This is a genomic window from Methylobacterium sp. Leaf94 (assembly GCF_001426045.1).
Lineage (GTDB): Bacteria > Pseudomonadota > Alphaproteobacteria > Rhizobiales > Beijerinckiaceae > Methylobacterium.
Genome location: NZ_LMRM01000022.1, coordinates 25,755 through 38,123 on the forward strand (window position 1 = coordinate 25,755; position 12,369 = coordinate 38,123).

A 12,369-nucleotide genomic window follows, 5' to 3' on the forward strand; every position below is an offset into this window, starting at 1 on the left:
GCGACCTCTTCGTCGAACACCGGTCCCTCTCCCCGCGGTGGGAGAGGGCTCTCAAGCCCCCCTATCGCGGCAGCGTGTCGCTGATGCCCTTCACGTACCAGTTCATGCCGAGGATCATCGGATCGGGAGCGTTCTCGCCGGCCTTCACCGCCTCGCTGCCGTCCTGCTTGAAGACGGGGCCGTGGAAGGGCAGGAGCGTGCCGTCCGCGATCGCCTTCTTGGTGGCCTCGGCCTGGGCCTTCACGTCGTCGGGCATGTTGGCGAAGGGCGCCAGCACGACCATGCCGTCCTTGATGCCGCCCCAGGTGTCGTGGCTCTTCCAGGTGCCGTCGAGGACGGCCTTGGCCTCGCCGACGACGTAGCCGTCCCAGTCGTCGACGATGGACGTGAGCTGAGCCTTGGGGGCGAAGCGCATCTGGTCCGAGGATTGTCCGAAGGCGAGCTTGCCCTGCTTCTCCGCCTCCTGCAACGGCGCGGCGGAATCGGTGTGCTGCGACAGGATGTCGACGCCCTGGGCCAGCAGCGCCTTGGCGGCCTCCGCCTCCTTGCCCGGGTCGAACCAGGTGTTCACCCAGACGATCTTGATCTTGATGTCGGGGTTCACCGACTGGGCGCCGAGCATGAAGGCGTTGATGCCGCTCACCACCTCGGGGATCGGGAACGAGGCGATGTAGCCCAACGTGCCCGTCTTCGAGAGGCGCCCGGCGATCACGCCGCAGACATAGCGGCCCTCGTAGAAGCGGGCCGAGTAGGTCGAGACGTTGGGCGCCCGCTTGTAGCCGGTGGCGTGCTCGAACTTCACCTTCGGGAATTTCTTGGCGACCTTGAGGGTCGGCTCCATGAAGCCGAACGAGGTGGTGAAGATCAGGCCGTAGCCGGAGCGTGCGAAACTCTCGATGGAGCGCTCGCTGTCGGCCTCCGGCACGTTCTCGAGGAAGCTGGTCTCGACCTTGTCGCCCAGCGCCGCGGCGAGCGCCTTGCGGCTCTGGTCGTGCTGGTACGAGTAGCCGTAATCGGCCACCGGGCCGACATAGACGAAGCCGACCTTCAGCTTCTCGCCGGGCTTCTTCTCCTGCGCCTGCGCGCCCCCGAGTCCGAGGGCGAGAACGGCCACCAGGGCCCCCTGCACGATCCGCATCGTTCAAAGATCCTTCGAGAGTGCGCGCCTACCGGTGCGGGGTGAAGACCCGGCCGAGGGCCGCCGGGGCGAGGGAGCCGCCCCGGCGCCTGCCGAGGGAGAGCAAGACCAGGGCCAGGATGGTGGCAAGGTAGGGCAGCGCGGAGAGCGCCTGCCCCGGCAGGCCGAGGCCGGCGGCCTGGGCGTTGAGCTGAAGCACCGTGGCGCCGCCGAACAGCAGGGCGCCGGCCAGCACCCGGAACGGGCGCCACGAGGCGAAGACCACGAGGGCCAGGGCGATCCAGCCGCGCCCGGCCGTCATCGCGGGCGCCCAGAACGGGGTGTAGGACAGCGACAGGTAGGCCCCGGCCAGACCCGCGCAGGCGCCGCCGAACAGCACCGCGCGGAAGCGCACCCTGCGCACCTGCAGGCCCAGCGCGTGGGTGGCGGTGTGGTCGTCGCCGATGGCCCGCAGGATCAGGCCGGCGCGGGTGCGCCACAGGAACCACGACACCCCGGCCGCCAGCGCGAAGGCGAGATAGACGAAGCCGTCCTGCCCGAAGAGCAGGCGGCCGAGGCCGGGCAGGTCAGTGAGGCCGGGCAGGGCGAGATGCGGCGCCGGATCGCGCTTGAGGCCGACATAGGAGGCCCCGACGAGGCCCGAGAGCCCGAGACCCAGGATCGTCATGGCGAGTCCGGAGGCGACCTGGTTGGCGCTCAGCACCACCGTGAGGAGGCCGAACAGGGCCGAGAGGGCGAGGCCCGCCCCGGCGCCGGCCACCGCGCCGACGAAGGTCGAGCCGGTCTCCACCGCCACCGCGAAACCGGCGGCGGCGCCCAGCACCATCATGCCCTCGACGCCGAGGTTGAGCACGCCCGCGCGCTCGGCCACGAGTTCGCCGAGCGCCGCGATCATCAGCGGGGTGGCGGCGGCCACGATGGTGACGAGCACCATCTGGACGATGTCGAGGGTCAGGCCATGAACGGTCACGCGGTCGCTCCCGGCACGAAGCGGACCCTGTAGCGCGACAGCGCGTCGGCCCCGAGCACCAGGGCGAGCAGCAGGCCCTGGAAGGCCCGGGTCAGGTCGAGGGGGAGTTTCAGGTCGATCTGCGCGCCCTCGCCCCCGATGGTGGTCAGGGCGATGACCAGAGCCGCCACCAGGATCCCCATCGGCGAGAGCCGTCCCAGGAAGGCCACGATGATGGCGGTGAAGCCGTAGCCCGGCGAGATCGAGGGCTGGAGCTGGCCGATCCGGCCCGCCACCTCGCTGATGCCGGCCAGCCCCGCGGCGGCGCCGGAGACGGCGAAGACCGCGAGCGTCAGGCGTGCGTCGCCGAAGCCGGCGAAGCGGGCCGCGCGCGGGCTCGCCCCCACCACCCGCACGGCGAAGCCGAACAGGGTGCGGCCGAGCACCAGGGTGGCGAGGACCACGACCGCCACCGCGAGGGCGACGCCGGCATGCAGGGTGCCGCCCTCCATCAGGTAGGGCAGGTGGGCAGCGTCGTCGAAGATGACGCTCTGGGGGAAGTTGAAGCCCGCCGGATCGCGCAAGGGGCCGCGCGCCATGTAGTCGAGCAGCAGTTCGGCCACGTAGACCAGCATCAGGCTGGTGAGGATCTCGGAGACGCCGAGGTGCACCTTGAGGAGGGCGGGGATCAGCCCGTAGACCATGCCGGCCCCCGTGCCGACGAGTAGCATCAGGGGCAGCACCCAGAGGGGGTCGCCGGGGATCCCGTGCGCGGCGACGCCGATCCAGCCGCCGAACAGGCCGCCGACGACGAACTGCCCTTCGGCCCCGATATTCCAGATGTTGGCGCGGTAGCAGAAGGCGAGGCCGGTAGCGATGAGGGCGAGCGGCGCGGCCTTGATGGCCACCTCCTGCAGCGACCAGACCTCGCTCAGGGGCGCCACGAAGTAGGTGACGAAGGCGGCGGCCGGCGAGCGGCCCAGGGCGGCCACGACGAGCCCGCCGATCACCAGCGCGGCCAGGAAGGCCAGGATAGGCGAGAGCGCGTCCATCAGGGCCGACCGGCCGATGCGCGGCGTCAAGTCAATGCGCATGGGCCGCCTCCCGGGCGTGGTCCGGCGCGCCCGTCACCGGATCCTCGGCCGGCGCCGCCCCGCCCATGCGCAGCCCCAGGGCCTCGCGGGTGGTCTCGGCGGCCGGCGCCGCCGGCGACAGGGTGCCGTGATTCAGCACGGCGATGCGGCCGGTGATCGCGAACAGTTCGTCGAGGTCCTGGCTGATCACCAGCACGGCGGCGCCGCGGGCCGCGAGGTCGAGCAGCGCCTGCCGGATATGGGCGGCCGCCAGGGCGTCGACGCCCCAGGTCGGCTGGTTGACCACGAGGATGCCGGGCTCGGCCAGGATCTCGCGTCCCATCAGGTATTTCTGCAGGTTGCCGCCCGACAGGGTGCCGGCGGCGGGATCGGGGCCCGCCTTGCGCACGTCGAAGGCCGCGACCACGTCCCGGGCCAGGGCCTTGGCGGCCGCGCGGCGCAGGACGCCGAAGCGGCTCAGGCGCGCCGTGGCGTGGCGCGACAGAATCGCGTTGTCGGACAGGCTCAGGGTCGGCACGGCGCCATGGCCGTTGCGCTCCTCGGGCACGAAGCCGGCGCCGCCCCGCCGCCGGGCGGTGATGCCGAGGCGCCCGGATTCGACGCCGTCGAACCGCACCATGCCGGGTTCCGGCGCCAGGGTCTCGCCCGAGAGGGCGTCGAACAGCTCCGCCTGCCCGTTGCCGGCGATCCCGGCGAGGCCGACGATCTCGCCGCCTCGCACGCTCAGCGAGATGCCATCGAGGGCGGTGCCGTGCAGGCCGGGGGCGGGGAGGGTGAGCCCGGACAGGACCAGGCGCTCCGGCCCGGTCGCCACGCCGGCGGGCGCCGTCACCGCGCCTACCTGTGCCCCCACCATCAGGGCGGCGAGAGAGCGGGCGGTCTCGGCGCGGGGATCGCAGGCCCCCACCACCCGGCCGCCGCGCAGGATGGTGGCGCGCGAGCACAGCCGGCGCACCTCGTCGAGGCGGTGCGAGATGTAGAGAAGCGCCCGGCCCTCGTCGCGCAGGCGCTCCAGAACGGTGAACAGCAATTCGGCCTCGCCTGGGGTGAGCACCGAGGTCGGCTCGTCGAGGATCACGAGCTTGGGGTCCTGCAGCAGGCAGCGGATGATCTCGATGCGCTGGCGCTCGCCGGCCGAGAGCGACCAGACTGGCCGGTCGGGGTCGAGGTGCAGGCCGTAGGTCGTCCCGACCGCTGCGATCCGGGCCTTCAGGGCTCGACCGCCCAGGCCCTTGGGCATCACCAGGGCGATGTTCTCGGCGACCGTCAGATTCTCGCAGAGCGAAAAATGCTGGAACACCATGCCGATGCCGAGGGCGCGGGCGGCCTCTGGATGGGCGAGGCGCACGACATCGCCCCGATGGGTGACGACCCCTTCGGTGGGCTCCAGGAGCCCGTAGAGGATCTTCATCAGGGTCGACTTGCCGGCGCCGTTCTCGCCCAGCAGGGCGTGGATCTCGCCGGCCCGGATCTCGAGATCGACCCCGTCATTGGCCGTGAAGGCGCCGAAGCGCTTGACGATGCCGTACGCGCCGAAGAGAGGCGTCGGCCCCTCCGTGCGGGCAGGGGGGACGACGGGGGCCACGCTAGAGCGTCCCGAACAGCGCGTGGGCGAGGCGGGTATGGGCCTCGCGCAGCTGGCCGGTCTCCATCCCGAGGGGCTGGCCGTCGATCACCCGCCACGACCCCGCCACCATCACTCTGTCGGCCCGGTGGGCGCCGCAGAGCACCAGGGCGGCCAGCGGATCGTGCGCGCCGGAGAAGCGCAGTTCGTCGAGGGTGAACAGGGCTAGGTCCGCCTCGCAGCCCTCCGCGATCCGGCCGATGTCGCTCCGCCCGAGACAGGCCGCGGACCCCTCCGTCGCCCAGCGCAGGGCGTCGAGATGGGTCACGGCCTCGGCGCCGTAGGTCAGACGGTTGATCATCAGGGCGTGACGGACGCCCTCCATCAGGTTCGAGCTGTCGTTCGAGGCCGAGCCGTCGACCCCGAGGCCGACGGGCGAGCCGGCCGCCTCCAATTCGCAGGTCCGGCACTGGCCGGAGGCCAGGGTCATGTTCGAGGTCGGGCAGTGGCAGACGCCGACGCCGGCCGCGCCGAGACGCTTCACCTCGGCGTCGTTGAAGTGGATGCCGTGCGCGAGCCAGGTGCGCGGGCCCATCCAGCCGACCTCCTCGAGGTAATCGACCGGGCGCTGGCCGAACATTTCGACGCAGTAGCGGTCCTCGTCCAGCGTCTCGCCGAGATGGGTGTGCAGGCGGCAATCGTGGCGCTCGGCCAGCGCCGCGCTCTCGCGCATCAGCCGCTTCGTCACGTTGAAGGGCGAGCAGGGGGCCAGCCCGATCTGCACCATCGCGCCGGGCTTGGGGTCGTGGAACAGGCGCAGCACCCGTTCGCTGTCGGCCAGGATGGTGTCGTCGTTCTGGGTCAGACATTCGGGCGGCAGGCCGCCGTCGCGCTCGGACAGGCTCATCGAGCCGCGGGTGACGAAGGCGCGGATCCCGACAGGCCCGGCCTCCTCCACCTGAATGTCGACGGAGGATTCCAGCCCTTTCGGGAAGAGGTAATGGTGATCGCCGGCCGTGGTGCAGCCGGAGAGCAGCAGCTCGGTGTAGGCGAGACGCGTCGCCAGCCGGAACGCCTCGGGGGTGATCCTATCCCAGACCGTGTAGAGCGCCTTCAGCCAGGGAAAGAGCGGCTTGTTGATCGCCGCCGGATGGGCGCGGGTGAGCGTCTGGAAGAAGTGGTGATGGGTGTTGACGAGGCCCGGGACGACCACGTGGCGGCCGGCGTCGAAGATCTCGTCGACGGGCGCGGCGGGCATGCCTCCCGCGGGCACCCGCTCGACGATGCGGGAGCCCGCGACGACGAGGCCCCCGGCGGAATCCGGCGCCAGGATCGCCAGCGGGTTGCGGATCCAGAGACGTCGCGTCGCGGGGGTCTCGACCATGCTGATCCGGTGTTCCCTCGATGTGGACCGGCCATCACCATGGCCCGTCCGGAAATCCGGAGGCCGGATGGAAATCCGGCCTCGTCATGCAGACCATCGCTTGCGTGGATGGTCGTTCCGGGCAAGGGGCCCGTCGTGAGAACAGGTGCCAGCCCTCAGAAGACGTGGAAGGAGACGCCGGCCAGGAAGCTCTTCTCTTCGGTCCCCTTGAAGTTGGCGCGCTCGATGTTGCCGAACTTGTTGAGCCAGTACTGGAAGCCGATGAAGACGTCGACCCGGTTCGGCTGGTCGTAGATCAGCTTGCCGACATCGAGGACGAGGTTGGTCCGCGACAGGAATTCGAGACCCGTCTTCGGGTTGGTGGCGAAGGCGGACGGATCGTTCACACCGCGCCCCTTGGGCAGGACGATGTTGTTGAAGCCCGCGATGCTGAGCGGCAGACCCGTGAAGGCGAGCGGGAAGCTGTAGACGATCTCGAATTCCGGGACCGTGTTGAAACTGGTATCCCGGTTCGGAGCGACGTTGAAGCCGTTGCGATTCCACTCCTTGTAGGCATGGACCGAGGCGCTGAGGAACCCGGCCGGGACGTCGAATGCAAAGTTCAGACCGCCGACCACGTCGCGCTTCTTGGAACCGAAGGCATCGTTCTGCGCATTGGCATCGAAGCCGTAGGCGAGCGACACGTCCTTGATGATGCCGGGCACCACGAAGGCCTTCGTCCCGGTCAGGGCGTTCAGGCTCAGGGTTCCGCGGTAGAGGCCGTAGGCCTCGGTGTTCCCGTAATCGTAGAAGGTCGGCACGCCGAAGCCGTCCGTGGTGCCCGCCGAAAATTGCGACCCCGACTTGAGGATGTCGAGGGTGAAGAAATTGGTGCCGTAGGCCCAGGCATCGGCGTGCGAGATGTTGAGGATGTGCTTCGGCGCGTCCTGGTTGCGGAAGCTGCCGTCGGCGCGCTGGATCTGGGAGCCGGGCCTGGCGGCCGGGAACTGGTAGCGGTAGCTGATCTGCGTGTCGGAGAACAGGAAGAACCCGGAGGGCACCTCCACGGGTGCGACCGGCGCCTTCTCCTTGGCGAGGTCCGCGGCCAGGGCCGGCATCAGGGTGGCGAGGCTCAGAGCGGCGGCCACCAGCGGTCGTGTGAATGTCGCGATCATCGATAAAGTCCCCCCGGGTTTAAGCACCCGTTGGGGCAATTGACCGCAACCGATGTGCCACCCGCTCGGCCTTCCCACACAACCAGACGGGGTGATGCATAGGCGCAACATTGCCTCGGTTCGCCCTGCGGGAACGACCCTTCGCGGGCTCGAACATCGGCAGGCGCGCGACGGGGAATCGCCACAGGACGAATACGAGTTAGACCATATGGTCTAATTTCTATCCAGGGTTGCATCGTTGTTGGGCATCGCGGCGTCCATCTCCCACGGCGCCGCTGCCCCGGGGCACGCGCCCCGGACCGCCGATTCCACGCCTTCGTGGCCGAGTGGTCTTGGCGGCCATACGCCGCCTGGTCTCTCGCGTCCGACGGGACGCGACCGCTTGGGAAACGCGACGTGGGTGCGTCCCGTCCGGAAATCGGTCCTGCCTCCCGGCGGGCAAGCCTCGTTGCGCCTGAGGCGCCGAGGCGCGGGCCGGGCCAACCTGCATGGGAAGGATGCAGCGCCGCGCATCATTTGGGCGTGTCTCCGGCGGACCCTGCATCCATGATTACCGAAGATTCGGGATCGGGGCGGAACGCGACGCCGTCCCTCCCGGGTCGCGCGCCCTCCGGCCCGGTGCCCCGAGCATGCTTCCCGTCATCGCGGCCGACCCCGCCCCTCTGACCTTCGATCCGGCGACCACCGCACTGGTCATCATCGACATGCAGCGCGACTTCCTGGAGCCGGGCGGCTTCGGCGAGACCCTCGGCAACGACGTCACACTGCTGCAGACGGCGGTGCCCCCGATCCGGGCGGTGCTGGCGGCGGCGCGGAGTGCCGGCCTTCTCATCGTGCACACGCGGGAGGGCCACAAGCCCGACCTCTCCGATGCGCCGCCGGCCAAGCTGGAGCGAGGGACGCCCACCGCGCGCATCGGCGCGCCGGGTCCGATGGGGCGCATCCTGATCCGCGGCGAACCGGGCCACGCCATCGTTCCCGAACTGGCGCCGATCCGGGGCGAGGTGGTCATCGACAAGCCCGGGAAGGGCGCCTTCTACGCCACCGATCTCGGCGCGGTCCTCTCCGCCCGCCGCATCGCGACCCTGCTGGTCTGCGGGGTGACCACCGAGGTCTGCGTGCACACGACGATCCGCGAGGCCAACGACCGCGGCTACCGCTGCGTGGCGATCGGGGATGGCTGCGCCTCCTACCGCCCCGAGTTCCACCGGGTCGGCCTCGCGATGATCGCCGCCCAGGGCGGCATCTTCGGCTGGGTCTCCTCCTCTCTGCGCTGTTCGGCCCCCATCGTTTCCGGCTTTCCGCACAGGCCCGCGGTGACGCCCGGCCTGGCGCTTGCTTACACCCGGGTGGCCGGGCAGCTCGTTGGGGCCGCGCGGGCGGCGGCCATCGCGCCGCGAATCCCGCCCTCGACCCACGCCGCCCTGCCGGCAGAAGAACTCCCCGCCACGCCGCCGGCGTTCCGGTCGCGCGGAGGGACATCACTGGGAGAAAGCCCATGTCGGAGCGCAACGACCCGTCCACTGGCGGCCTCGACACCTACATCGAAGCGGCAGCCGGGCTGCTCGCGATTCCCCTCGATCCGGCCTGGATCGGCGCCATCGGCAGCAATCTCGCCGTCCTGCGCGCGGCCGCCGCGCATGTGGCCGAGTTTTCCCTGCCCGACGAGGCGGAAGCCGCCCCGGTCTACGAAGCATGAGCGGTCCGGACACGATGCACGATCCGAGCACGATGACGGCTGAGGCGCTGGCGACGGCGTTTCGGGATGGGACCACCAGCGCCTGCGCGAACGTCGCCGCGACCCTGGCGCGCATCGCGCGGGTCGACGGCGCGGTGAACGCCTTCACGGACATTCTCGCCGCGCGCGCCCAGGCCCGCGCCGAGGCCCTGGATGCGGCCCGGGGCCGGGGCGAGCCCCTGGGGCCGCTGGCTGGCGTTCCCTTTGCGGTCAAGAATCTGTTCGACATCGCCGGTCTGCCGACCCGGGCCGGCGCGAAGATCAACCGCGATCGGGCCCCGGCGGAGCGCGATGCCGCCCTGGTGCGCCGCATGGAGGCGGCGGGCGCGATCCTCATCGGCGGCCTCAACATGGGCGAGTACGCCTACGATTTCACCGGCGAGAACGTCCATGACGGACCGACCCGGAACCCGCACGATCTCGGCCACATGTCCGGCGGCTCGTCCGGAGGCTCGGGAGGGGCCGTCGGGGCCGGGCTGGTGCCGATCGCCCTCGGCTCTGACACCAACGGCTCGATCCGCGTCCCCTCCACCTTCTGCGGCTGCTTCGGCCTCAAACCCACCTACGGCCGCCTGACCCGGGCGGGCAGCTTTCCCTTCGTGGGCAGCCTCGACCATGTCGGGCCCATGGCGCGCAGCGTCACGGACCTCGCCCTGAGCTACGACGCCATGCAGGGGCCGGACCCGGACGACCCGGTGGCCACGACGCGCCCCGCAGAGCCGGCCCTGTCTCACCTCACCGACGGGCTCGGGAACCTGCGCGTCGCGGTGGCGGGCGGCTACTTCGCGCGCGGTGGCGACGCCGAGGCGTTCGCGGCGGTGGCCGCCATCGCCCGGGCCCTCGGCGTCACGCGCAGCGTCGCGATTCCGGAGGCGGCCCGCGCCCGGGCGGCGGCCTACCTCATCACGGCAGCCGAAGGAGCTGCCCTCCATCTCGACCGCCTCCGGACCCGGGGGGAGGATTTTGATCCGGCCGTACGCGACCGGCTGATCGCCGGGGCGATGATCCCGGCCCCGCTGGTCGAGCGTGCGCAGCGCTTCCGCCGCTGGTACCGGTCCGCCGTCCTCGATCTGTTCCGCGAGGTCGACGTGATCCTGGCTCCCGCCACGCCTTGCCGCGCGCCCCGTTCGGGCCAGGCCACCTTCGTCCTCGACGGGGTGACCCTGCCGGTGCGGGCCAATATCGGGGTGTTCACCCAGCCGATATCCTTCATCGGCCTGCCGGTGGTGGCGGTGCCCGTGCGCCTGGACGACGGCCTGCCCCTCGGCGTTCAGGTCATCGCCGCCCCCTGGCGCGAGGACCACGCCCTGCGCGTGGCGCACCAGTTGGAGCGGGACGGCGTCGTCCGCGCCCCCGTGGCGAACCTGTGAGCGAGACCGCGATGATCATCGACGATCCGGCCGTGAAGGCCGAGGTGGAGGCCGCCTTCGCGGCCTACGAGGCGGCCCTGGTGGGCAACGACGTGCCGACGCTGGAGGCCCTGTTCCACGATGATCCGCGCACGATCCGCTACGGCGGGGCCGAGAACCTGTACGGCATGGAGGCAATCCGCGCCTTCCGTCGGGCACGGTCACCCGAGGGCCTGGCCCGCGACCTGAGGGACACGGTGATCACCACCTACGGGTCCGATACCGGGATCGCCATGACGCTGTTCACCCGGTCGAGCGCCCCGGGCCGCATCGGACGCCAGAGCCAGACATGGATCCGCTTCCCCGACGGCTGGAGGGTCGTTGCGGCCCATGTGAGCATCATCACGGGCTGATCTCCTTCCCTCGCGGCGGATCAGGCGCCGTCGAGTGCCTTGGACAGGCGGCGCACGCGGCCTCCGCGCTTCTCATAGGCGAAGAGGGAGGCCAGGGTCTGCCCATCGGGGACGGACGCGTCGATCGAGGCGGCCTCGCCCTCCGCCTCTTCGGGCACCTGGGGCTGGGTCTCGGCCGGCGATACTGCCGGGCGGGATAGAGGCAGGCGCAGGCTGGCGCGCTGCACCACCTCCCGGTCCCGCTCGATCTGCGCGGCCGTCTCGGCATCGGTCCGGACCAGAGCGTGGACCCCGTCCCGGAATCGAAGCTCGACGGACCAGGCCGGCCGCGCGTTGCCCCCGAGGACATCGAGGCCGGCATGCATGAGGGAGGCGGCGAGGCCGAGCGGATTCGGCAGGGGACCGGTGGCCGTCAGGGCCTGCCGCAATCCCCGGGCGATACCGGTGCGCCGTGGCACCGCCTGCTCCGGCGGCGCGAGCGTCAAGGCCTCCAAGTCCTCGACTCCGCGCAGGCTTCCATCGGGCAGCCCGAAGACGCCGAATTCGTAAGATCCCGGCCCAGCGCCGAACGTTCCGGATATGATCTGAATGGCGATCATCGATACTTTCCGCCCGGATCATCCCCCGCGCTGAGGAGGAGGTCCGTCAACATCAAACGCCGTCTCCTGTCGCGAAGTCCTGTGTCGGAAACAGGGCCGCGAGCTCGGGACGGCTCCGACGCATCGCGGCCCCTTTGAAAATCCCCCTCCGATCCTTGACAGCCTGGGATTTAGGCTCGTCAAGGACGGGACAGCTTCGTGATCTTGAGGTCTTCCGGCATGCAGGTGATTGAGACGGACATTCCGGCGGTCCGGCGGGTGGTGCCGACGCGCTTCGGCGACGCGCGGGGCTGGTTCTCGGAGACCTACCGGGCGGACATTCTGGCCCGGGCCGGCATCGCGGATGTCTTCATCCAGGACAACCAGTCCTTCTCCGCCCCGCGCGGCACCGTGCGCGGGCTGCACTTCCAGCGCGCGCCCATGGCCCAGGCGAAGCTCATCCGGGTGCTCGCGGGTGCCATCCTGGACGTGGCCGTCGACCTGCGGCGCGCCTCGCCCACCTTCGGCCGGCACGTGGCCGTGCGGCTCGACGCGCAAGGCGGCGAGCAGCTCTACATCCCCGTCGGCTTCGGGCACGGCTTCTGCACCCTGGAACCCAACACGATGGTGGCCTACAAGGTCGCCGGCGGGGTCTACAGCCCCGAGCACGATGGCGGCCTGCTCTGGAACGATCCGGCGCTCGGCATCGCCTGGCCGGTGAGCGAGGCCGAGGCCCAGCTCTCGGCCAAGGACCGGATCGCCCCGCGCCTGGCCGATCTTCCGCCGCTTTTCTGAAGCTCTTGCGGCGGACGACCCGGCCAGCGCCGGTCCCGCGGCATCACCCCATCGTCGGATCGTCCACCCGATCCGGCCTCACGAGAGACCTTTCATCCCATGCGCATCTTGGTGACGGGCGGCTGCGGCTTCATCGGATCGGCTCTGGTCCTGCACCTGGTGCAGGACCTCGGACATGCGGTGGCGACGCTCGACGCGCTGACCTACGCGGAC

12 protein-coding genes and 1 pseudogene are annotated in these 12,369 nt (G+C 70.7%); 6 read left to right on the forward strand and 7 right to left on the reverse strand.

All coding sequences use genetic code 11. From position 1 onward, the window contains the following. Nucleotides 1-61: 61 nt before the first annotated feature. The 6 genes from ASG63_RS12880 to ASG63_RS12905 all read right to left on the reverse strand — a co-directional run bounded on the left by ASG63_RS12880 (nucleotide 62) and on the right by ASG63_RS12905 (nucleotide 7,283). Entirely contained in the window at nucleotides 62-1,138 is a 1,077-nt protein-coding gene (locus ASG63_RS12880; protein ID WP_056216708.1) for a BMP family ABC transporter substrate-binding protein, read from the reverse strand. Between the two features lie 28 nt (nucleotides 1,139-1,166). Then, nucleotides 1,167-2,093 (reverse strand): ABC transporter permease, encoded by a 927-nt coding sequence (locus ASG63_RS12885; protein ID WP_056216727.1) that lies wholly within the window; start codon nucleotides 2,091-2,093, stop codon nucleotides 1,167-1,169. Nucleotides 2,094-2,104: 11 nt separating this feature from the next. Next, the gene (locus ASG63_RS12890; RefSeq protein WP_056216710.1) at nucleotides 2,105-3,181 is read right to left on the reverse strand and encodes an ABC transporter permease; all 1,077 of its coding nucleotides are present in this window, start codon (nucleotides 3,179-3,181) and stop codon (nucleotides 2,105-2,107) included. Further along, a complete protein-coding gene (locus ASG63_RS12895; protein WP_056216713.1) occupies nucleotides 3,171-4,766 on the reverse strand; it encodes an ABC transporter ATP-binding protein in 1,596 nt (531 codons plus the stop codon). Before ASG63_RS12895 ends, ASG63_RS12890 begins: the two co-directional genes overlap by 11 nt. Before the next feature lies 1 nt (nucleotide 4,767). Beyond that, nucleotides 4,768-6,129 (reverse strand): 8-oxoguanine deaminase, encoded by a 1,362-nt coding sequence (locus tag ASG63_RS12900; protein WP_056216715.1) that lies wholly within the window; start codon nucleotides 6,127-6,129, stop codon nucleotides 4,768-4,770. A gap of 155 nt (nucleotides 6,130-6,284) precedes the next feature. Continuing rightward, nucleotides 6,285-7,283, reverse strand: a complete 999-nt coding sequence (locus tag ASG63_RS12905) for a hypothetical protein (protein ID WP_156389557.1) — start codon at nucleotides 7,281-7,283, stop codon at nucleotides 6,285-6,287. A 629-nt stretch (nucleotides 7,284-7,912) separates the two neighbouring features. On the opposite strand from ASG63_RS12905, the pseudogene ASG63_RS12910 reads away from it, so the two are divergent. The 4 genes and pseudogenes from ASG63_RS12910 to hpxZ all read left to right on the forward strand — a co-directional run. Continuing rightward, nucleotides 7,913-8,551, forward strand: a pseudogene (locus ASG63_RS12910) (cysteine hydrolase family protein); the annotation flags it as partial. Nucleotides 8,552-8,781: 230 nt separating this feature from the next. Beyond that, nucleotides 8,782-8,982 (forward strand): DUF4089 domain-containing protein, encoded by a 201-nt coding sequence (locus ASG63_RS24220; protein WP_082559294.1) that lies wholly within the window; start codon nucleotides 8,782-8,784, stop codon nucleotides 8,980-8,982. After that, entirely contained in the window at nucleotides 8,979-10,391 is a 1,413-nt protein-coding gene (locus tag ASG63_RS12915; protein WP_443189792.1) for an AtzE family amidohydrolase, read from the forward strand. The genes ASG63_RS24220 and ASG63_RS12915 overlap by 4 nt, the downstream gene beginning before the upstream one ends. Before the next feature lie 11 nt (nucleotides 10,392-10,402). Beyond that, nucleotides 10,403-10,783, forward strand: a complete 381-nt coding sequence (hpxZ, locus tag ASG63_RS12920; RefSeq protein WP_056216733.1) for an oxalurate catabolism protein HpxZ — start codon at nucleotides 10,403-10,405, stop codon at nucleotides 10,781-10,783. Nucleotides 10,784-10,803: 20 nt separating this feature from the next. On the opposite strand, the gene ASG63_RS12925 is transcribed toward hpxZ, so the two are convergent. Continuing rightward, nucleotides 10,804-11,382, reverse strand: coding sequence for a hypothetical protein (locus ASG63_RS12925; protein WP_056216717.1), 579 nt, complete (start codon nucleotides 11,380-11,382; stop codon nucleotides 10,804-10,806). A 219-nt stretch (nucleotides 11,383-11,601) separates the two neighbouring features. Here ASG63_RS12925 and rfbC point away from each other — a divergent pair, with 219 nt between their 5' ends. Both rfbC and ASG63_RS25285 read left to right on the forward strand, forming a co-directional pair. Further along, a complete protein-coding gene (rfbC, locus tag ASG63_RS12930) occupies nucleotides 11,602-12,156 on the forward strand; it encodes a dTDP-4-dehydrorhamnose 3,5-epimerase (RefSeq protein ID WP_056216719.1) in 555 nt (184 codons plus the stop codon). A 99-nt stretch (nucleotides 12,157-12,255) separates the two neighbouring features. Further along, nucleotides 12,256-12,369 (forward strand): NAD-dependent epimerase/dehydratase family protein (locus ASG63_RS25285; protein WP_156394186.1); only part of this gene is annotated, 114 nt, incomplete at its 3' end.